18 protein-coding genes are annotated in these 20,786 nt (G+C 42.8%); 16 read left to right on the top strand and 2 right to left on the bottom strand.

Annotated features, from left to right (window positions below):
• Nucleotides 1–4 precede the first annotated feature (4 nt).
• The 7 genes from JKJ11_RS07550 to JKJ11_RS07580 all read left to right on the top strand — a co-directional run bounded on the left by JKJ11_RS07550 (nt 5) and on the right by JKJ11_RS07580 (nt 10,640).
• Nucleotides 5–2,161 carry a glycoside hydrolase family 2 protein gene (locus JKJ11_RS07550; RefSeq protein ID WP_252039000.1) on the top strand — a complete coding sequence of 719 codons (2,157 nt, stop codon included), beginning with the start codon at nt 5–7 and terminating at the stop codon, nt 2,159–2,161.
• A gap of 90 nt (nt 2,162–2,251) precedes the next feature.
• Nucleotides 2,252–4,111 (top strand): glycosyltransferase family 2 protein, encoded by a 1,860-nt coding sequence (locus JKJ11_RS07555; RefSeq protein ID WP_006070675.1) that lies wholly within the window; start codon nt 2,252–2,254, stop codon nt 4,109–4,111.
• Nucleotides 4,101–5,417, top strand: a complete 1,317-nt coding sequence (locus JKJ11_RS07560; protein WP_240206751.1) for a DUF3131 domain-containing protein — start codon at nt 4,101–4,103, stop codon at nt 5,415–5,417. Before JKJ11_RS07555 ends, JKJ11_RS07560 begins: the two co-directional genes overlap by 11 nt.
• A gap of 27 nt (nt 5,418–5,444) precedes the next feature.
• Nucleotides 5,445–6,854, top strand: coding sequence for a DUF3131 domain-containing protein (locus JKJ11_RS07565; RefSeq protein WP_006070677.1), 1,410 nt, complete (start codon nt 5,445–5,447; stop codon nt 6,852–6,854).
• 11 nt (nt 6,855–6,865) lie between these two features.
• Nucleotides 6,866–8,257 (top strand): DUF3131 domain-containing protein, encoded by a 1,392-nt coding sequence (locus tag JKJ11_RS07570; RefSeq protein WP_236112005.1) that lies wholly within the window; start codon nt 6,866–6,868, stop codon nt 8,255–8,257.
• Nucleotides 8,244–9,239, top strand: a complete 996-nt coding sequence (locus JKJ11_RS07575) for a hypothetical protein (protein WP_252039001.1) — start codon at nt 8,244–8,246, stop codon at nt 9,237–9,239. The genes JKJ11_RS07570 and JKJ11_RS07575 overlap by 14 nt, the downstream gene beginning before the upstream one ends.
• 123 nt (nt 9,240–9,362) lie before the next feature.
• The gene (locus tag JKJ11_RS07580; RefSeq protein WP_252039002.1) at nt 9,363–10,640 is read left to right on the top strand and encodes a glycosyltransferase; all 1,278 of its coding nucleotides are present in this window, start codon (nt 9,363–9,365) and stop codon (nt 10,638–10,640) included.
• Between the two features lie 61 nt (nt 10,641–10,701).
• Here JKJ11_RS07580 and JKJ11_RS07585 read toward each other — a convergent pair whose 3' ends face one another.
• The gene (locus JKJ11_RS07585) at nt 10,702–10,893 is read right to left on the bottom strand and encodes a hypothetical protein (RefSeq protein ID WP_124941089.1); all 192 of its coding nucleotides are present in this window, start codon (nt 10,891–10,893) and stop codon (nt 10,702–10,704) included.
• A gap of 346 nt (nt 10,894–11,239) precedes the next feature.
• Between JKJ11_RS07585 and thrS the strand changes: the two genes are divergently transcribed.
• The 4 genes from thrS to rplT all read left to right on the top strand — a co-directional run bounded on the left by thrS (nt 11,240) and on the right by rplT (nt 14,416).
• A complete protein-coding gene (gene thrS / locus JKJ11_RS07590) occupies nt 11,240–13,165 on the top strand; it encodes a threonine--tRNA ligase (protein WP_031494507.1) in 1,926 nt (641 codons plus the stop codon).
• Between the two features lie 66 nt (nt 13,166–13,231).
• Nucleotides 13,232–13,720, top strand: coding sequence for a translation initiation factor IF-3 (infC, locus tag JKJ11_RS07595; RefSeq protein ID WP_338116821.1), 489 nt, complete (start codon nt 13,232–13,234; stop codon nt 13,718–13,720).
• Nucleotides 13,721–13,826: 106 nt separating this feature from the next.
• Nucleotides 13,827–14,021 carry a 50S ribosomal protein L35 gene (rpmI, locus tag JKJ11_RS07600; protein ID WP_004401085.1) on the top strand — a complete coding sequence of 65 codons (195 nt, stop codon included), beginning with the start codon at nt 13,827–13,829 and terminating at the stop codon, nt 14,019–14,021.
• A gap of 41 nt (nt 14,022–14,062) precedes the next feature.
• Complete coding sequence (gene rplT, locus JKJ11_RS07605; RefSeq protein ID WP_004401084.1) at nt 14,063–14,416, top strand: 50S ribosomal protein L20; 354 nt, start codon at nt 14,063–14,065, stop codon at nt 14,414–14,416.
• Nucleotides 14,417–14,467: 51 nt separating this feature from the next.
• Here the strand turns inward: rplT and JKJ11_RS07610 are convergent, their stop codons facing one another.
• Complete coding sequence (locus JKJ11_RS07610; protein ID WP_252039003.1) at nt 14,468–15,433, bottom strand: integron integrase; 966 nt, start codon at nt 15,431–15,433, stop codon at nt 14,468–14,470.
• 634 nt (nt 15,434–16,067) lie between these two features.
• Between JKJ11_RS07610 and JKJ11_RS07615 the strand changes: the two genes are divergently transcribed.
• The 5 genes from JKJ11_RS07615 to JKJ11_RS07645 all read left to right on the top strand — a co-directional run bounded on the left by JKJ11_RS07615 (nt 16,068) and on the right by JKJ11_RS07645 (nt 20,663).
• On the top strand, nt 16,068–16,457 hold the full coding sequence (locus JKJ11_RS07615; RefSeq protein WP_252039004.1) for a hypothetical protein: 390 nt from the start codon (nt 16,068–16,070) through the stop codon (nt 16,455–16,457).
• 157 nt (nt 16,458–16,614) lie between these two features.
• Nucleotides 16,615–17,661, top strand: a complete 1,047-nt coding sequence (locus JKJ11_RS07625) for a hypothetical protein (RefSeq protein WP_252039005.1) — start codon at nt 16,615–16,617, stop codon at nt 17,659–17,661.
• 134 nt (nt 17,662–17,795) lie between these two features.
• On the top strand, nt 17,796–18,218 hold the full coding sequence (locus tag JKJ11_RS07635; RefSeq protein WP_252039006.1) for a GNAT family N-acetyltransferase: 423 nt from the start codon (nt 17,796–17,798) through the stop codon (nt 18,216–18,218).
• 742 nt (nt 18,219–18,960) lie between these two features.
• Nucleotides 18,961–19,959, top strand: coding sequence for a hypothetical protein (locus JKJ11_RS07640; protein ID WP_252039007.1), 999 nt, complete (start codon nt 18,961–18,963; stop codon nt 19,957–19,959).
• 131 nt (nt 19,960–20,090) lie between these two features.
• On the top strand, nt 20,091–20,663 hold the full coding sequence (locus JKJ11_RS07645; RefSeq protein WP_252039008.1) for an HNH endonuclease: 573 nt from the start codon (nt 20,091–20,093) through the stop codon (nt 20,661–20,663).
• Nucleotides 20,664–20,786: the final 123 nt, after the last annotated feature.

Genomic DNA, 20,786 nt, shown 5'->3' on the forward strand with positions numbered 1-20,786 from the left:
TGGGATGTGGCGTTGGATTGCAAAGTTAAGTATTGGAATACTATTGGTAGGCTGTACGTCTACCGAGCTAGCTCACACTGATGCCACCCAGTCATTGGATGGCTATTGGGATTTCAAAAAGCTTAGTTCTGAAAATGCAGAGCAAACGAGCATCGCAGTTCCATCAAATTGGTACAGTTCAGGCGTAGAGTATTCAGGTAGTGCTTTGTACCAGACTAACTTCGATGTCAGTAATTATGACTCATCGAAGCGTTACTGGCTCAAGTTTGATGCTGTCGATTATCAAGCACGAGTTGCACTCAACAATATTCCTTTCAAGCCTCATAGCGGATATTTCGCCCCCTTTGATTACGAAGTCACAAATGTTATCAAATCTAACGACAATCAACTCTCTGTGGTGGTAACGAGCGAAAATGACCAGAAAGTAGAAGATTGGTCTCTCAACAAAAAAGAGATTAAAGGCGTTCTAAATCACCATGACACTCGACCTGGGGGAGCTTGGTCCGATAGAGGACAAGAAGCAAATTCTGGAGGAATATGGGGAAGCGTAGCTCTCGAGAGAACTGGCCCGATAGCGATAAAAGCATTTAAATTTGTCCCTGAGATAAGTCGTGATGGAGAGACGACTGGGCAACTTAAACTGACTTTGGATAGCAGTATTACCGCTGACGCAACCATTGTTATCACACTGCAACGTCATAACACCGAACGATCTGAAGCGACGATTGAGCGCTACGAATTTACTCGTTCGGTGATTAAAGGAAAATCGGACATCCTTTGGACCATTCCTAGTATGAAGAGGGAACTGTGGTGGCCATATGATTGGGGAACGCCAACTTTATACGACCTTAGTGTTGAAGTATTCGAAGGTGAAAGAATTTTGTCTCATCAACGCTCTGAAAAAATAGGCTTTCGACATTTTGAATATTCAGAGGACAACCAACATTTCTACGTAAACTTCCAACCGTATTTTATTCGTGGGACTAATTACATTGGTAGTCAGTGGCTAGGTGAAATGGGGAATGAAGAATATGAACGTGATTTGATGTTGATGCGAGAAGCCAACATCAATAGTGTTCGAGTACATGCTCATGTTGCAGGTAAGCGTTTTTATGATAAAGCAGATGAGCTCGGTCTAATTGTTTGGCAAGACTTCCCATTGCAATGGGGTTATGAGGACTCAATTGGTTTGGTCTCTGAAGCAGAATCTCAGGCCAGAGATATGACCGATATGCTATACAACCATCCTTCTATCGCATTTTGGAGCGCTCACAATGAACCGCCGTGGGATGCAACGTGGATGAAATATAAGTACCAAAGTTATCAACCTGACCATAATTTGGAACTTACTAAAGCCGTTTATCAGGCTTTAAAAGCAACGGGCGACCATCGTATTGCAAGAGAAGCGTCTTACACCCATGAGCATCCATGGTTTGGTTGGTATTCGGGTCATTATAAGGACTACCGTAAAATCGCAGGCCCGCCAATCATCAGTGAATTTGGGGCACAGTCTTTCCCTGATGTTGATGTTGTGGAAACAATATTGAATGGGGAGTCTAATTGGCCACTCAATAAAGCACAGCTTAAGAAGCTTTCGTATCATAATTATCAGCATCATGAAACGCTCAATATTGCAGGGGTGGAAGTAGGGAACTCTCTTAATGACTATATTGCTAATACACAGCAATATCAAAGGCAAGTGAATAAATACGCCGCTGAGCAACTTAGATTGAAAAAAAATAAAGGCATCGCTGCAATATATCAATTTATGTTTGTGGATAGTTGGCAAGCCGTAACTTGGGCAATTCTTGATGCAGAACGAAATCCTAAACCTGCCTATTTTGCAGTTAAAGAGTCATTTCAGCCTATTTTAGCGATTGCCAGTGTAAATAATGACAAGTCGTCTAAGATTATAAATATCAGTGTAATCAATGACTCAAGAAGCGAATTTTCAAAAGCAACCGTGTCGCTCGAATGTTTCGATAATAACAATGAACTCAATTTGTGTTGGGAACAAAACGACGTAATTATCGCTTCAAATTCGATTTCTGACATTGCTTCAGTTCCGCTAAATATGGTGGGTTCAGAGTTTGTGATTGATATTAAGTCAAGGGATGGAGAAGTGATATCCAGTAATCACTATTCCAAAGGAGATTACTAATGTGCAGAGCGTTAAATGATAGGTGTTTTTAAATCGACACATTAGGGTTAATAAGTAGGAAATTTCATTTTCTATAGGGAAGCTAGGCAAATGGACAACTATTTTCAAAAGTATGAACATCGAGTGCCGCCGGAACCTGTACCTCACAGTATACCGAGAGAGTTGCTGTATCAATATTTAGCGACGTGTAATTTAACGTTAGGTGTTTGGTACCTGTGGTGGCGTTGGACTTACGCTCTGAACATGGATGCATTGTGGTTTTCACTTCCATTGGCTTTTGCAGAATCTTGTGCATTTATCGGCTCTATATTGTTTACGTTTAACTTATGGAAAACTAAAGATGAACCTAAGAAAGAGCCACCATCAAATATCAATCAATGTGTTAAAGACTCCGCCGAGGACAGGCCGTTAGCGGTCGATGTCTTTTTCCCGAGCTATGACGAAGAGCCTGACCTCGTCAGACTGAGTATTGAAGACGCCCAACGAATTACTTATCCCCATGACATCGAGATGAAAATTTTCATTCTTGATGATGGCAAGCGGGAGTCGATGAAGGCACTTGCAGAGGAGATGAATGTTGGATACATCACTCGCGAGGGAAATGTGGGGTTCAAAGCCGGTAATCTGAGAAATGCCATGGAACAGACTTATGGTGATTTCGTGGTTATCTGTGATGCTGACACTAGGCCACTACCTACGATTCTAGAGAATACGCTAGGTTATTTCCGAGACCCAAATGTGGCTTGGGTCCAGACACCACAATGGTTCTTTGATTTACCAGAAGGAGTTCGTCTTCCGGTCTGGCTGGAGCGTAAATTTGGTAAAGCTGCCGCCGCTCTTGGCAAAGGAGTCGAAAAGTTTTACGGGCCAGTGACCTTTGGCCAGGATCCTTTTGTCAATGATCCGCAAATGTTCTATGACGTTATTCAACGTCGTCGTAACTGGGTAAACGCGTCATTTTGTTGTGGTGCAGGCTCGATTCATAGACGCGAGGCGGTAATGGAAGCAGCGCTAAGAGCATACGCTGAACAGATCACCAAAGAGCAACAAGATGTTGAAAAGCAGATACGAAAACTGACCAAGGAAAAAGAGGTTGATCAGTCGATTTCAGACAACCTTAGAAATGAGATTTTGTTTGATACGGAATTTACGCCATACAAATTCCACGTATCAGAGGATTTATACACTTCGATTGTGCTTCATTCAGATACAGAACGAAACTGGCGTTCGGTAATGCATCCGAGAGTAGAAAGTAAAATGCTGTCACCGCAAGACTTGCAAACTTGGACGGTTCAGCGCTTTAAGTACTCTGGTGGTTCCATCGACATCTTTATGAATGACAATCCGATTTTCAGGAAGGGCTTGAGCTTTAAGCAAAAACTCATGTATGGCGCGAGCTTCTGGTCTAACTTATCGGCAGTCTGGAATATCATTTTTCTCGCTTGTCCAATAATCTATTTTCTTACCTCAATCGCTCCTGTTAGTGCTTATGATGTGACCTTTTATTTACATTTCTTGCCGTACATCTTAACTGCGGAAATCGCGATGATGGTGGGCACTTGGGGTGTGGCTGGCTACAAAGGTAAGACAAATTTCTTGTCATTTTTCCCAGTTAATTTGCGTGCGCTTTGGACAGTGCTTAGAGGACGCAAAATTAGCTTCCCAACCACACCAAAAGAAAGACAAACAGGTAATTTTGCCAAACTTGTATTGCCTCAAATGGTGGTGTTTGGCTTAAGTCTCTTCGCTATTTTTTATGCTTGGGTCGGTTACTACACGGGCTCTTGGGGTGAATATTCCGGTGGCGGTCTAGTGTTCAACACATTCTGGATTCTCAATAACATGCTAGCTATGTGGGGAATGATAGCTGCCGCTTTTTGGGAGCCTCCAAAAGAAGAGAAAAACAAAGAAGAAGTCACCAGCACAGAGGATTTAAAGTATGAAGTTTAAAGACGCATTATTGGCTGCAAGGCACCACGTTGTTTTCATTCTTGGTCTGTGTACTGCATTGGTCATCGCTTTCAATATAGAGACGCGAGACTACGGAAAGGTGTTAGGCAATATCACCTTTGAAGCTCACGAAGAGATCCCACTTAAAGAAAATCGAGTGTTATCTCATGAAGAGTTTACTTGGGCGAATACGGCGTGGCGCTACTTTGAAAACAATTACCAAGATAACACGGGATTGGTGAATTCCGTTGATGGCTATCCGTCGACGACTATGTGGGATACCGCCTCTTATTTAATGGGCCTCATTGCTGCGGAAAAAATCAATGTGATCACTGATGAAGTGTTTGAAATGCGAATGCAGAAAGCGTTGCGTTCACTTGCTAGACTTCCTCTGGTTGAAGGTAAGTTGCCAAATAAAGCTTACAACACACAAACGTTAGAAATGGTGGATTACCAAAACAACCCGACTCCTGAAGGGATAGGATGGTCAGCCATTGATATCGGTAGAATACTAGTGCCACTCAATATATTGATCTGGCAATATCCTAATTTCAACGCAGATGTAAACAACATTCTTAATCATTGGAAGATTAACGAAATGCTAATCGATGGATATCTATACGGTTCTAGACCAAGTGAACAAGGCGGTTTTGAGTTAGTGCAAGAAGGACGTATTGGTTATGAAGAGTACGCGTCTAAATCTCTGTTCCTGATGGGACGAGATGTATTTAATTCAATGAAATATATTGATTATCTAGACCTGATTGATATTTACGGCATTGAAATTCCAACCGATAAACGCGACCCAGCTAAGTTCCATGCTCACAACTACGTGGTTAGTGAGTCTTATATTCTTGATGGGCTAGAGTTTGGTTCTGACAGCGTCTCGAAAATCTTCGCGCACCGTGTGTTTAGTGCTCAAGAGCGCAGATATGATGATACTGGCGTGGTTACTGCAGTAAGTGAAGATAACGTCGATGAGCCACCTTATTTCGTTTACAACACGGTTTTTTCTGACGGTAAAGAATGGAACGCAATTTCAGATGATGGTAAAGACCAGTCACACCTAAAAACCCTATCTACCAAGGCTGCGTTTGGTTGGTACGCCTTGTATGAGAATGAATACACGGATTTGTTAATTAGTGAAGTATCGCCTCTGTTCTCAGAAACCAAAGGGTGGTATTCGGGTCGCTATGAAGTTGATGGACGACCTAATAGAGCAATTACCGCGAACACCAATGGCATTGTTTTAGAGTCGCTGGCCTACATAGAAAACGGACCATTATTAAGCGTAGGCGCAAAATAAGGACAAGGTTGTATTAGGGAGAATAACATGCGCTATTTGACAACGTTATGTGTTGCGCTTGCAGTGGCTGGCTGTGGTAATAAATATAATCAGTTTTCCGACGATATTGTCGAACGTAAAAGTCATTGGAGCATTCCGCAGGCTCGACAAGGTGAGCTTACCGAAAAAGAAATGGATATGGCTCGTATTGCTTGGAAGTACTTCGAGAATAATTATCAAGAGCCAACAGGTTTGGTGAATGCGGTAAATAACTACCCATCGGTCACTTGGTGGGATGCGGCATCCTACCTAGCAGGTATGGTGAGTGCGTACGAGTTAGGAATTATTGAGAAAGAGGAAATGGACCGTCGATTGATTGCCTTTATAGGGACGTTAAATCGATTGGACTTATTCCGTGGCGAATTACCTAACAAGGCTTATAACACACAAACTGCTGCTAAAGTGGACTACGGTAACCAGCCAGGGGAAATCGGTTATTCTGCTCTCGATTTAGGCCGATTGCTCATCTGGCTATATATCGTCAAACATCGTTATCCAGAGTATGCGACCGGTATCGACCAAGCGATTTTGAGATGGAATTTCTGTAATGTCGTTGACGAGAACGGCACTATGTTTGGTGCGTTGCTGGAGAAAGACAAGCCTGTTCAGTATCTGCAAGAGGGCAGATTGGGTTACGAAGAGTATGCAGCCAAAGGATTCCAACTCTGGGGGTTTGACACTAGTCAAGCCTCTGATCCAGAGCCTTATGCCACCATCAATTTGTACGGTTATGATGTCCCTTACGATACCCGAGACCCTAGAAAGCTCAAAGCACATAGTTACGTTGTAACTGAAAGTTATGTTTTAGATGGCATTGAGTTAGGGTGGGACTTGACCGACGATAGGACAGGACACAACTACAGTTATACTAATGAATGGATGGCTGAGTTCGCGTTACAAATTTATCGTGTACAAGAGGAACGATACAAGCAAACCGGTATTATCACTGCGCGTACCGAGCACCAATTAGCAGGGCCTCCATACTTCGTTTATGACACCATTTATACCGATGGCTTTGCTTGGAATACTATTTCTGAGAATGGCGAATATCTACCGCAGTTTTCAGCTGTTGCAGTAAAGGGCGCGATGGGGATGTGGGTTTTATGGGATACAGAGTATACCGATCTACTATTCGATCATATTTCTCACCTTTACGATAGAGATAAAGGGTTTTACGAGGGTATTTTTGAGAATGGTACCGGTCGTATCAACACCTTTACATCGAACAATAATGGTATCACCTTAGAAATTCTGCTCTACAAACAACAAGGGAAGTTACTCAAGTATCATGACGATATAGCACCGAGCTTGTGGGAAAAAGCATTGGAATCGCCTTTTGGTTATGAAGGTCAGTGCTTGCCACGCGAGAACTATAAAAAGAAGAAAAATAAGTCTTAGGGGCGCATCGAATGCAAAGGCTGGTTGTTTTGCTTTTAGCTCTGCCTCTACTTTATGCCTGTGGAACCATTGTCCAAGGTGTAAGTTCTGGTGTTGAAGCAATCAATACTTCTCAGACATTTCGTCAGGGACGTTACGGTAAGCTAACTGAACAAGAGTTGGCTTGGGCAAGTACTGCCTGGAAATACATTGAGAACAACACCCAGCTTCAAACTGGATTAGTTAATGGCATCGACAACTACCCATCAACCAATATGTCAGGGATTGCCGATTATCTATTCGCCTTGCTCGCAGCGAAAGAGTTCGAGTTTATCTCAACCAAACAATACGACGAACGACTCACCTTAGTACTGACTTTTCTCAATGACATGAACTTGAGTATGGGACAAGTTCCGCACAAGGTCTATCACACCCAGACGGGACAGAAAGTGGATTATGGTTTGCAACCTAGTGATATTGGATGGTCCTCGTTAGATACTGGGCGTTTACTTATTGCACTCGCCATCGTTAAGCAATTCTCTCCAGAATTTACCGAATACATTGATAAGGCAGTATTGCGCTGGAACTTCTGTGAACTTATCAATGAAGATGGTGAGTTGTTCGGCGGTGCAATATATGGCGGCAATGTGACCCGTTATAAAGAGGGGCGTTTGGGCGTCGAAGAATATACCTCTTATGGTTATTTAGATTGGCAAGTTGTACCTTACAAAGCGATGCGAATAGACCCGTATGACGTTGCGACTATTTATGGCATCGACCTGCTTTTTGATGGCAGAGATCCCAGGGACTTTGACGTCCTAAGACCTGTCTACAGCACTCCTTATTTATGGATGGGGTTAGAGTTTAACTGGGACAAGATTTCGGATTCCAGTTCCAACGATGCGAATCACTCTGACCCGGTAATGTCCGCGATGGCAGATTCTCTTTATTTAGTGCAAGAAGCGCGTTGGGATGTAGATAGAATCTATACCGCGCGAGGTGATCATGTAGTAGCAGGCGATCCTTATTTTGTTTATGACGCGGTCTATGCCTTGGGTACTCCATGGATAACGTTAGCCGAAGATGGAAGTTCCCATGATTTGCTTGCTTTGGTATCGACTCGTGTGGCTTTTCAAATGTGGGCGCTGTGGAAGACCGATTATACCGACCGCTTGATGGTACTAGTGCGTGAACTCTACGATCCGCAACGAGGTTGGTATGAAGGCCGCTATGAAAGAAACAGTAAGTACGAAAAGAGTATTACGCTTAAGACCAACGCTGGGGTTCTAGAAGCCTTGCTATACAAGCAGAATGGAAAGCTCTATCAACCATCGGGAACACGAGAATACCGAGATGTACAGTTTGACTCACGTTTCTATCATCCTGGTAAGTGTTTAGTGGAGACGTTTGATGACTACAATTAGATTTCTGCTGTTGTTATTCCTGTTTTCCTTTGCCACGTCTACTAGTGCACAGGTTCAGGACGTCGAATTAAGGGTATTTAGTCAGCCAACCTTACTGGCTGGTAACGGAAGATTTAAACAAGCAGCGGAACAATACCATAGACTGAGTCTGCAAATACTAGCCTCGGAAGCAAAACTGGGTACGGAAAAAATGTGGCAATACGCAGGTCTTGCTGAAGCTCTAGCCACGGTGTGTGCCAACTTAGACAATGACCCGAAAGCGTATGAGTATTGGGCTAATAGTGTGCGTTATTTACTGACTGGAGGGACGGAATGGTCTCAAATGCAGCAGTATCTTCATCAAAAAAACGAACAAGCAAATACTCAACTGCTGACGCAAATGCAGACTTTTGATGTTGCTGGTGGCTATGACCAATCGTGGGAAAATGATGCGGCAGTTTTGCAAGTTTGGCAGGAAAAACTCAATCTTTTTGCATTCTCTGGTCCCAAGATTGGCCTAAAATCTACTCGCACACAGACAAGCTTACCATCGAGCACGCCACCACCAGTGGCTACGCAAACTGTTCCTGGACAAAAAAAACTAAAAGGCATTGAATCGAATTTTTCTCAATCTCAAGGCTTTGTGCCGAAACCAGCATCACAACCTAACGAAATGCCCGAAGGCATTAATAATGCAGCTCCAACCTCCGCCCCAGCTAGAGCAGTGGTGACTAATCGTCACTTGATTCAAACTTCACCAGCGCCAGCTGAAAACGAGGTTACGATAATCGCGACGCCAATTGATGAATTCGATTACGAAGCCGCAGAACGAGATGAGATAAATGCTCTGGCAAATGAAGCTGATTTGGAGGACTTAGACAATACACTCAGCACAGAGAGGCAAGTACCAAGAGCCAATATTGGCGCAGAGAGTAGCTCGGGTGTCGAGGCTGTGCAACGAAGGAGCTTTGCTCCAGTTCCGGTAGAGCAAGAAAACCAGTAAGTAAACAACACGATTTCATATTGTTTGTTTAGAATTACCTGCTAGATATATTGAAGACAATTATTTGAACTCACGCCCATAAATCCTAGTCTGCTTTTGTTTCCACTAACTAGGGCAGGGACCATGGCTAGCAATCAAGATCTCAAGCAAGCATCTACGCTTCTCCAAAACTCGAACGTACATTTCGACCTTACCGATAATCACCAACAAAGGGGCTTGTTGCAATTAGCAGAGCAACTGGATGCGTTGAGCAGCCTATCTGTTGGCGACTTAAAGCAATTAGCGATAGAAGACCAAGCGCCACTGGAATACCGCTTAGCTGTTAAATTGGTTGCCTCAAAGCGCTTTGTAAGAAAAATCCAAACACCATTGCGCATTGGTGTGGTGTTTGCGATGTGGGGAGAGCACAATCGATTAAACCCCAAAACAGAACAAAACCCCAACGGTGAAGATTCGTTGAGAATGAAGGTAGAACAGCTAGCTTGGATCACTTCGGGAAGTTGCATCGATTGGCATCTTTACCCAGTAGATGATGGATGCCCTCATGATAGTGCTGATATTGCGAAAGGTATCGTTAAGACCACAGAGCAGCCCGATAAAGTCACAGTATTTAAACTGTCGGAACATTTGGATACGGATGAAGGACCGTTAGCTAATCTGAATAGTGCTGACGACTCTCGTAAAGGTGGAGCGATTGTACTTGGTTGCCAAAAGGCCATAGATGAGGGCGCAGATGTCGTTGTTTATACCGATGCTGACAACTCAGTTCATTTAGGGCAAATAGGATTGCTGCTAGAACCTTACTTAGAACAGGCCAAACAAGTGGTTTTAGGTAATCGCAAACATCCAGAGTCGATTTTGGTCAAACAAGAAGAGCGTTGGGGCATCGGCATTAAGACTCTACGCCATATGCAGCGCATGATAGGGGAGCAAATATTCTCTCAAGGTATTAAAGATACTCAGGCGGCATTTAAGCTATATTCTCGTGATGCGCTGCAAGTTATCCTTCGTAATCCAACAGTGTATGATTTTTCATTTGATACCGATTGGATCTTGGCCGCGATGGAATACAACAAGCCGATTACTACCGTGCCATTTGCCTTTATTGATTCAGCAGCAGAGTCTGTCTCGATCGTGCAAGGTCCTATGACAACTTGGTATACGCTGTTAGAAGGGTTAGTCAAAGCGGCAAGGGCTCGTCATGCGTCGTACAGTCGTGATATGGCAAAGGTCTTTGATGAGGAGATTCATTCCCACAAAGATCTAGAACTGCTTATTGATATTTTGCCAAAACAGCTTGCTGAAGCCGATGACAAATCGTTGGGTGATCCTGCCATTATGTCGCCTAATGAGGTAAGAGCTTGGATACAGCAAGCGAGATACGCTAACGCGAGTTCGTGACTCACGGAGTGAGGATGTTAAAAAGGAGGCAAGCATGCCTCCTTTTTACTTTTTGTTTATCTTATTCGACGACTTTGACTCCGGATATTCGAGTGCCATTAGCAAGCATAATGATGGCGGTGGAATCATCATGATTTTGGTCGAATTGGTTTTCAACTTCGATAACTTCGCTGCCTAGCGATAAGTGTCCTTCACAATATACGGTAGAATGCCCATCTTGATTGAGTTTGACGTAATATTCTGAGTGGTCCATAAGAAGTCCTTTTTCCAACATACCTAATATATAGATTAGAAGCTATTGATGTGAAATCAAAGATTCACATAACGAGAATCAGGCTGTAATAGCAGGGATTTACGAGGTGTACCATGCAATGGGAGAGAGGCGAGTTATCGTTGTTTTATTAAACATGTCACATTTCTGATTGTTATTTCTTGAGCTTTGTTTACAATGTTCGTTCGCTTTGGCTGGTGCATCCGTATTTGCATCAAAATAAGCTGATAACACAATGAAATCGCGGCAGTTTTCGCTTCACTGAAAATTGCTAACCAATAAAACATGTCTTGCTTGGTGTGCAAGACCACTGTAAATAGGATACTACATGCCTGTAATTACTCTTCCTGACGGTAGCCAACGTCAATTTGATAACCCTGTTTCTACAATGGATGTCGCTCTTTCAATCGGTCCTGGTCTTGCGAAAGCAACCATCGCTGGTCGTGTAGATGGCGAACGCGTAGATGCTTGTGATTTAATTGAAAACGATGCGAGCCTAGAAATCATCACGGCGAAAGACGAAGACGGTCTTGAAATTGTTCGCCACTCTTGTGCTCACTTACTTGGTCACGCTATTAAACAACTGTACCCAGATGTGAAAATGGCAATCGGTCCTACGATCGACAATGGCTTTTACTACGATATCGATTTAGAACAGTCTCTTACTATGGAAGACGTTGAAAAAATCGAAAAACGTATGAAAGAGCTAGCAAAAACCAAGTATCAAGTTATCAAGAAAAAGGTTAGCTGGCAGGAAGCTCGTGACACATTTGAAAGTCGCGGCGAACCATACAAGATGGAAATCCTAGACGAGAACGTTTCTAAAGACGACCGTCCAGGCCTTTACCATCATGAAGAATACATCGATATGTGCCGTGGTCCTCATGTTCCTAACATGGGCTTCTGCCAACACTTCAAACTACTGAACGTGGCTGGCGCATATTGGCGTGGTAACAGTGACAACAAGATGCTTCAACGTATCTACGGTACTGCATTCCACGATAAAAAAGCGCTTAAAGCGCACTTGACGCGTCTAGAAGAAGCGGCAAAACGTGACCACCGTAAAATTGGTAAGCAGCTGGATTTATTCCACATGCAGCAAGAAGCACCGGGCATGGTGTTCTGGCACCACAACGGTTGGTCTGTATTCCGTGACCTAGAAGTATTCATTCGTGAAAAACTGACTGAATACGGCTACCAAGAAGTAAAAGGTCCTCTAATGATGGACCGCGTTCTTTGGGAACGTTCTGGTCACTGGGACAAGTACGCAGATGCAATGTTCACGACTTCATCAGAAAACCGTGAATACGCGATTAAACCAATGAACTGCCCAGGTCACGTTCAGATCTTTAACCAAGGTCTTAAATCTTACCGTGATCTACCGCTACGTATGGCTGAGTTTGGCTCATGTCACCGTAACGAGCCGTCAGGCGCACTTCATGGCATCATGCGTGTTCGTGGCTTCACACAGGATGATGCACACATCTTCTGTACTGAAAGCCAAATCCAAGACGAAGTAACCTCTTGCATCAAGATGGTTTACGATACATACAACACGTTTGGTTTTGATAACATCGTGGTGAAACTGTCGACTCGTCCTGAGAAGCGTGTAGGTAGTGATGAAATCTGGGATCGCTCTGAAGAAGCATTGAAACAATCTCTTGAAGCAATGGAAATTCCATTCGAGATTCAAGAAGGTGAGGGTGCGTTCTACGGTCCTAAGATCGAATTTACTTTATATGATTGCCTAGATCGCGCATGGCAATGTGGTACAGTTCAGCTAGACTTCAACCTACCGGGTCGTCTAGGTGCTACATACGTAGATGAAAACAACGAACGTCAAGTTCCTGTTATGATTCACCGTGCAATCCTAGGTTCTCTTGAGCGTTTCATCGGTATTCTTATCGAAGAATACGCTGGCTTCTTCCCAACGTGGTTGTCGCCAGAACAAGCTGTTATCATGAATATCACTGACAAACAGTCTGATTATGTTCAAGAAGTAACACAAAAACTGCAAAAAAGTGGAATTAGAGCCAAAGCGGACTTGAGAAATGAGAAGATTGGCTTTAAAATCCGCGAACATACTTTGAAGCGTATCCCGTACATGCTTGTTTGTGGCGACCAAGAAATGGAAGCCGGAGAAATTGCAGTACGTACACGTAAGGGTAAGGACCTAGGCAAGTTTAAAGTGGATGACTTTATCTCATACATCCAAGCCGAGGTTTCTAGCCGTAAGCTCAATCTGGAGGAATAAGCTATTAAAGGCGGAAGACGTGGCCAACAACCGGCCAAACAAAACCAGCACCGTTTAAACGGTGAAATTCGTGGCGTTCGTGAAGTTCGTCTAACAGGTGCAGATGGTGAATCTGTTGGTGTCGTATCGATTCAAGAAGCACTAGATGCAGCTGCAGAAGCTGGTATGGATCTCGTAGAGATCAGCCCTAACGCCGAGCCACCAGTCTGTCGTGTGATGGACTACGGCAAGTTCCTCTTCGAGAAGAGCAAAGCTGCGAAAGAGCAGAAGAAGAAGCAAAAGCAGATTCAGATTAAGGAAGTAAAATTCCGCCCTGGAACTGATATTGGAGACTATCAGGTAAAACTACGCAACCTGACGCGTTTCCTAGAAGACGGCAACAAAGTGAAGGTAACAATTCGCTTCCGTGGCCGTGAAATGGCTCACCAAGACATTGGTGTCGACGTTCTAAATCGTCTGAAAGAAGATACTGTAGATTTAGCTGTAGTAGAATCTTTCCCGACTAGAATCGAAGGTCGCCAAATGATCATGGTATTGGCCCCTAAGAAGAAGTAATTAAAGGCTTTACAAGTAAGAAAACCCAGCTGTTTTCTGAACAGCTGGGTTTTGTTCGCCCTAATTACTATTGTTTAATCAACTCAACAATGCGGAGTTATTCATCATGCCTAAGATGAAAACCAACAAAGGTGCTGCTAAGCGTTTTAAGAAAACTGCTGGTGGTATTAAGTACAAGCACGCTACAAAACGTCACATTCTGACTAAGCGTACTACTAAGAACAAGCGTCAGCTTCGTCCAAATGCAATCCTTCCTAAGTGTGAAGTGGCTGCAGTTGTTCGTATGATGCCATACGCTTAATTCTTTTTAGTTTATCAATCGTTTAGTTTAGGAGAGACATAATGCCTCGCGTAAAACGTGGTGTACAAGCTCGTGCACGTCATAAGAAAGTTCTAAAACAAGCTAAAGGTTACTACGGTGCACGTTCACGTGTTTACCGCGTAGCTTTCCAAGCAGTTACTAAAGCTGGTCAATACGCTTACCGTGACCGTCGCAACAAGAAACGTCAATTCCGTCAACTGTGGATTGCACGTATCAACGCTGCATCTCGTCAAAATGGTCTATCTTACAGCCGTTTCATCAACGGTCTTAAGAAAGCATCTATCGAGATCGACCGTAAGATCCTTGCTGACATCGCGGTATTCGACAAAGCTGCATTCGCAGTTCTAGTTGAAAAAGCGAAAGCTGCTCTTTAATTAGCAGTTAGGTCTATGTAAAAGGGGAGCGAAAGCTCTCCTTTTTTGTATCTAAAGAATATTAGATAACGGACTTTTCACGCCACTCGCTCCTCGGTTAATGACGTGCGTGTATATTTGAGTCGTCTTAAGATCTGTATGCCCTAATTGTTCCTGCACTGTTCTAATATCTGCGCCACTTTCCAATAAGTGAGTTGCAAATGAATGTCGCAACGTGTGACAGCTAACCCGCTTTTCTATCCCCGTCTTTTTCACCGCAGATTTCAGAGCTTTTTGTACGCTCGACTCATTAATATGGTGTCGACGAATTAAATCAGAAGTAGGGTCGATAGACAGCCGAGCAGAAGGAAACAGAAACTGCCAGTTGAGCTCTTTGTTTGAGTTTGGGTATTTAGTCGCCAATGCATTGGGGAGCCACACACCGGAATAGTCACTCTGCTTAACATCTTGCCTCCAAATACTCTCAACGTGTTGCTGCTGTCGCCGTATCGCTGGGAATAGCTCTCTGGCTAACGTCACTACTCGATTCTTATTTCCTTTCGCTCGCCATATTCTCAACGCGCCATAATCAAAGTCGATATCTTGATATCTGAGCCGAAGGCACTCCATAAGACGCAGTCCAGAGCCATACATGAGTTGTGCTGGCAATAAAAAGTTCGGCGGCATACTTTCAAGCACTTTACTCACTTCCTTTACTGTGAGAACAGTAGGGAGCTTTTTGCTCTTATTAGACTTCTTAAAGCGCATATTGACGTCTATAGGGTCATGAAGGATATGTTTATATAAAAACACTAACGCGTTGAGTGCTTGATTCTGAGTACGCATAGCCAAGTTACGGCTTGTGATCAAATAGGAAAGAAAATCTTCCACCTCCGCAGTACCCATTTCCTTTGGATGCTTTTTGTCGTGATAAACAATGTACTGAAATATCCAAGAGAGGTAAGCGTCTATCGTCCTTTCCGAATAGTGCCTCGCGCGCATAAAGTCACGAATGTAGTTCAAAAACGGGGATTTCATTACTTACTCCAATACTGTGTTTGTGTACAGTTCTTGAGTCTAAGTAAGATTTGAGGACTTATACGGAAAATTTCCGCATTTTGTGATGTGCAACAAAGCTAATAATACTTAATCTACTGATTTTCATACACTAATGATCTAACATGGTTAGATTCTATGTTTTTAGAAGGCGGTAGCGTGTGCGGAAGTACGGAAAAAATCCGTCTATAAAGCGTTAGTTGCACTTAGAAATTTACTGGTCACATCACTATCTCGTTAGCTACGCAGCGATAAGCCCCACTGCTTAACTTTCTTTCCGGTGGCAGCGTGAAAGCGTCATTCGCTGTAGTAATCGAGGTTTCGCGGCACTGCTTTTTGTGCCCGTCCGTGAGCAACAGAAATGACATCTTCCTCAACCTGTTTTTCAGTGACTTCGGTGGTTTCTTTTTCGCGCCAACTCGCATTAATCGAAATATGTCAGTTCTGTCAGCTATCAAGCACGGCATGGTGATAGTAATTTAGATAGCAGTAAGCAATGAGCATCTTGGCGCAAGTAAGAAAATAGGGGCGTAGGCAACTAACAAATTACTCAAACGGACGCTATACGTGTGTCACTTTTGGTTTGAAGTTCAGAGTGTTTGGCAAGGTTGGTCGTATGCGCCGTTTAGCAAAGCGTTATGCGCAATTGATCTCATACGTATCTAGTTCTTTAGTTTATTCTCTTCTTTGGTTTATTACACAAAGAGGAAAGGACATGATCCAAACGTTAATGGATGCTATTGATGAGCGTCTTGAAATTCGTTTTACCTACAGCGGTTACGACCGAGTTGCACAGCCTGCTGCAATTGGGGAATCAAGAAAAGGCAATGTAGTTTTGCGTTGCTATCAAACAGAAGGCGGTCATGTTACCCCAGGTCATGAATGGGATTTATGCATCGTGGATGACATATCTAGCTTAACTGTTACTAATGATGTGTTTGAAGATAATCCGCCGGGGTACAAGAAAGGTGATAAACATATGCGTGAGATATATGCTGAGTTGTAGGCTCGTTTGCGCATAACAAACTGTTTAAGAGTGATTCGCAACGCATGGCATTTTTACTATGCGTTGCGTTTATTGTTTAAGGTGGTATGCGGAAGCATAGGTATAGCGTTGCTCACACCTTAACAGGGCGTTAGCCTTCTCCTTGGAGTTGAGAAAATTGAAAAGAATTAAGCGAAATCCAGAAAAGTTTGAGGTTATAGACCTATTCACTGCCATGGGACGTGAACATGGTTATAAATTAACAGTTGAAGGCGATGCTGATGACTTCATAGAACGTATTGGTAAGTCATTAAAGTCATCGCAGGAAAACCCAACCCTTTTACACGGAAAGAGAGTTGAATCTCTGTTTGCGCATGTTGCTGGAGCGCTAGGAAACTGCAAGCTAATCAAGCAAGAAGATAGTGGAGAAGCGTTTACAACCGAAGCTAACATACAAGCTCCTGACTATAAAGTGGTTCTCAATAACGGGAAACAGTACTTTATTGAAGTTAAAAACTGCCATTTTCCAAATGTTAAATCACCTTATCCATTTAGAAAATCGTACTTAGAAAAATTGGAAGCATATGCTGACTTACATGGGACACCATTGCTATTTGCAGTCTATTTTTCTCGCCACAATAAGTGGTTTTTATTATCTAAGTCTTCCTTTGACGAACAGAAAAATAGATATGTAATAGACTTTATCAACGCCATGGCTAAAAACGAGATGTCGATATTAGGTGATAGAACTATCGGTACTGAGCCATCCCTAACCTTAGAGCTTCGCGCGGACTTGAGCAAAGAAGCAACTATCAGTGAAAACGGTGAGGTTAACTTTATTATCGGCGATGTAAAGTTATACTCCGCTGGTCGAGAAATTACGAATGAACTAGAAAAGTCTATTGCCTTTTATTTAATGAGGTTTGGTACATGGAAGGAGAATGCACCAGAGGCACTTGACGACAATGGAGTGTTTGCGGGCGTAAAATATTCTTTTTCACCTGATTTTCCACCGGAAGAGCAAGTGTTTTCCATGATCGGTGAATTAAGCTCCATGATTAGTTCGTCGTACACTGAGCAAACCGTATACGAAAGAAGCGTAATAGCTCTAGACACAAACCTGGAACCTAGCGTATTTTCAGTTGAAATACCTAACGGGTATAAAGGTGAGGAACTACCGTTGTGGCAGTTTACTCTTCAACCTAATCCTGACTTTAAAGGCTAACAAACTGTTTAAGAGTGATTCGCAACGCTTGGCATTTTCACTATGCGTTGGTTTTGGTGTTTAAGGTGGTATGCAGCGGCATCGGTATTGCGTTGCTCACACCTTAACAGGGCGTTAGGTAACTAGGAGTGAATATGGAAGTTTTTCTCAAGCCAGCGTTAGATTGGGAGTTCGCTGAAAGTCTAACGAAAGCAAATATGGCAGAGTATTATCAGCGTTATGACATTTCTTGGGATAGTGAAATGTTCGCTGATAGTTGGAAAAACTTAGACAATTTTGAGGTTTATGCGTACGGAGAGCGAGTGGGTGTCATCCGCTTTAGTTACGCAGACACGACCACTTATCTTAGAGACTTTCAGCTAATCAAAAGTGCTCAAGGAATGGGTATAGGGACTACTTGCCTTACATTAGTTAAAAAGCACGCAAAACAGCACAATTCAGCTGAAGTTGCTCTTAGGGTATTTCCCGATAATCCTGCTGTAAGTCTCTATAAACGCGCAGATTTTCTTGAGTCAGGCATTTTTGGGAATGTAATTGAAATGAGGTGTTCCCTTTGAGTTCGTTACCTAACAAATTGCTCAAGAATGACGGCTAACCTTTGGCATTTTTGGTTCGGTTGGGTTTAGAGATTACGGTGGCTTTGTTTAGGTTTCGTGGCAGTTAGCCGCATCTTAGCAAGGCGTTATGTGTAAGGGGTTAAATTGAAGTATCTGCGTTATATCTTTCCATTGTTAATATTGACGGTAGTTTTTGGAAGGGGTTTTTATTTTGATTACCGTCAAGAACAGAGACATGCTCAGCTAAAGGAAGTGATTCACGGGTTATTATTCGATGGGGACGATCGTACCAATGTGAGAAGCGTTTCGTTAACCGATGAAATTATTAGTATTGCCGTCAATATCCAAAACACGATAGTGACAGACGAGATAAAGTCTAAGTTTCAAAGAAATGCTCACAATCAACTTCCATCAAAGATATGTAGCAGTATAGGTCTCAAAGAAATGATGCAAAATGGCACCAGAGTGTCGATAGACGTAATAGCGAATAGTAATGTTCCAATAACTAATGTTCGAGTAACGTGGGAAGATTGCACATAACAATCGCTTCAAGTCGATTCGTAACGTTCGGCACTTTTGGTACCAATTTGGGCTTATGTGGTTACGGTGTTCAAATTAAGTTTAGTGGAGCGTCACTCACAACTTAAGCGGGCGTTATGCGCTTATTTTACCTCGCTGGTAGTTGATGTAGAATTTTCAGCCCCAATATTCATCTTGATGCTTAAATTGAAGGTGTTTGCATATGTTCGAAAATCTAATAAAAGAAATGGAAAAACTAAGCTCTGTTTCAGTTCCGATTGAAACTGACTCTAAAGGTTATGTTGATAAGCAATGCCCGTCCGAATCATGTGAATTTAAATTCAAAGTAAACGAAGAAGATTGGAAGAACATTTTTGAAGATGAAGCTGTATGGTGTCCATTGTGCAAACATGAAGCTACTTCTGATCAATGGTTTACTAAAGAGCAAGTGCAACACGCTCATAGTGAAGCTAAGTCGGTACTTGAAGGCGTTATTCATAATGCAATGAAGGAAGATGCAAAAAAATTCAATAGGCGTCACAATAATAAGGGTTTTATCTCGATGTCGCTGAAAGTCTCTGGCGGCATGAAAAGAACTATAGCTTTACCTGCTGAAGCAGCAGAAGAAATGCAGTTGGAAATCCAATGTGAGTCATGTAATTCTCGGTTTGCTGTCATTGGTAGTGCATATTTCTGTCCTGCTTGCGGTCATAACTCAGTGGAACAAACGTTTTTTGATTCACTTCGAAAAATAGCCGCGAAGAAAGACAATATAGATGTTATTCGAAACTCGTTGGTAAATGAAGTTGGCAAAGATGAAGCTGAATTAATCTGTAGGTCTTTAGTCGAGACTTGTATATCTGATGGTGTAGTGGCTTTTCAAAAACTGTGTGAAGGGTTGTATCAACCAAACGGAAAAGCCCCTTTCAATGCTTTCCAACGACTTGAACAATCAAGCGAACTTTGGAAAGGGGTATATGGCGAGGGATACGATGATTGGTTAGGAGAAAGTGGATTAGCGGCATTAAACGTTTTGTACCAGAAGCGCCACTTGCTTGCTCATAGCGAAGGGATAGTAGATGAGAAATACGTTAATAAATCGGGCGATAATTCGTATAAAGCAGGACAGCGCTTAGTCATCACAATTGCTGATGTAGAGCTATTAATTAGGTCTTTGAATACCTTAGCCACCAGGTTGTTAGACCGCCGTGTAAGCGCATAACAAGCAATTCAAGCTGATTCGCAACGCTCGGCGCTTGCGGTTTCAATTAGTTTGGTGATTACGGTGAAGCGCTTAGGCAATGTGGCAGCGTTGCTCACAACTTAATTGGGCGTTATAGCGCAGGAGTAATTATGGAATATCTTCAACTGTTTAAGATGCCAAAACCTATGAAGATTACGGGGCGTTCATCTAGCATCACAAACTCATTTATCAATTCAATTATCCCTGTTGTCGAGCCAACTAACGAAGAAGTTAAAACGGCGCTTCATATTCTAGGCATGACATTAGAAAAGTTCGAATGTTCATATTGTGGCTCTACAGCTACTGAGTGGGATCATTTACGACCTCTTGTCCTAGATAAGAAACCAACTGGCTACATATCTGAGATACATAATTTGGTACCATCATGTGGAAAGTGCAACCAGTCTAAAGGTAACAAGCCTTGGAACAGCTGGATACTGAGTGATGCCAAGCTATCTCCTAAAACACGGGGTATAGCACACCTAGATAAACGCATTGAGGCACTACAAAAATATGAAACATGGCAAACTCCTACGAAGTTGGACTTTGAATCAATCGTGGGTACAGAGAAGTGGCAGCAACATTGGAAAAACTGGGAGACTGTTCAGGAAACCATGAAGCAAGCGCAAGTATTGGCTAGTGAAATCAATACAATAGTGGCTCAGTCGTACAAAGCGCTATAACAAAGCATTTAAGAGTGATTCGCAACGCTTGGCGCTTTCGCTTCGCTCAAGTATAGCCAAGCGCCGCTCACACCTTAATGCGGCGTTAGTTGCACTTAGAAATTTGCTGGTCACACCATTGTC

It is taken from the genome of Vibrio sp. SCSIO 43133 (genome assembly GCF_023716845.1).
GTDB lineage: Bacteria > Pseudomonadota > Gammaproteobacteria > Enterobacterales > Vibrionaceae > Vibrio > Vibrio mediterranei.

Excerpts from the sequence above, each read along its gene's own strand:
- JKJ11_RS07550 (WP_252039000.1), top strand. The coding sequence starts at position 5 with ATGTGGCGTTGGATTGCAAAGTTAAGTATTGGAATACTATTGGTAGGC.
- JKJ11_RS07555 (WP_006070675.1), top strand. The coding sequence starts at position 2,252 with ATGGACAACTATTTTCAAAAGTATGAACATCGAGTGCCGCCGGAACCT.
- JKJ11_RS07560 (WP_240206751.1), top strand. The coding sequence starts at position 4,101 with ATGAAGTTTAAAGACGCATTATTGGCTGCAAGGCACCACGTTGTTTTC.
- JKJ11_RS07565 (WP_006070677.1), top strand. The coding sequence starts at position 5,445 with ATGCGCTATTTGACAACGTTATGTGTTGCGCTTGCAGTGGCTGGCTGT.
- JKJ11_RS07570 (WP_236112005.1), top strand. The coding sequence starts at position 6,866 with ATGCAAAGGCTGGTTGTTTTGCTTTTAGCTCTGCCTCTACTTTATGCC.
- JKJ11_RS07575 (WP_252039001.1), top strand. The coding sequence starts at position 8,244 with ATGACTACAATTAGATTTCTGCTGTTGTTATTCCTGTTTTCCTTTGCC.
- JKJ11_RS07580 (WP_252039002.1), top strand. The coding sequence starts at position 9,363 with ATGGCTAGCAATCAAGATCTCAAGCAAGCATCTACGCTTCTCCAAAAC.
- JKJ11_RS07585 (WP_124941089.1), bottom strand. The coding sequence starts at position 10,893 with ATGGACCACTCAGAATATTACGTCAAACTCAATCAAGATGGGCATTCT.
- thrS (WP_031494507.1), top strand. The coding sequence starts at position 11,240 with ATGCCTGTAATTACTCTTCCTGACGGTAGCCAACGTCAATTTGATAAC.
- rpmI (WP_004401085.1), top strand. The coding sequence starts at position 13,827 with ATGCCTAAGATGAAAACCAACAAAGGTGCTGCTAAGCGTTTTAAGAAA.
- rplT (WP_004401084.1), top strand. The coding sequence starts at position 14,063 with ATGCCTCGCGTAAAACGTGGTGTACAAGCTCGTGCACGTCATAAGAAA.
- JKJ11_RS07610 (WP_252039003.1), bottom strand. The coding sequence starts at position 15,433 with ATGAAATCCCCGTTTTTGAACTACATTCGTGACTTTATGCGCGCGAGG.
- JKJ11_RS07615 (WP_252039004.1), top strand. The coding sequence starts at position 16,068 with ATGCGCCGTTTAGCAAAGCGTTATGCGCAATTGATCTCATACGTATCT.
- JKJ11_RS07635 (WP_252039006.1), top strand. The coding sequence starts at position 17,796 with ATGGAAGTTTTTCTCAAGCCAGCGTTAGATTGGGAGTTCGCTGAAAGT.
- JKJ11_RS07640 (WP_252039007.1), top strand. The coding sequence starts at position 18,961 with ATGTTCGAAAATCTAATAAAAGAAATGGAAAAACTAAGCTCTGTTTCA.
- JKJ11_RS07645 (WP_252039008.1), top strand. The coding sequence starts at position 20,091 with ATGGAATATCTTCAACTGTTTAAGATGCCAAAACCTATGAAGATTACG.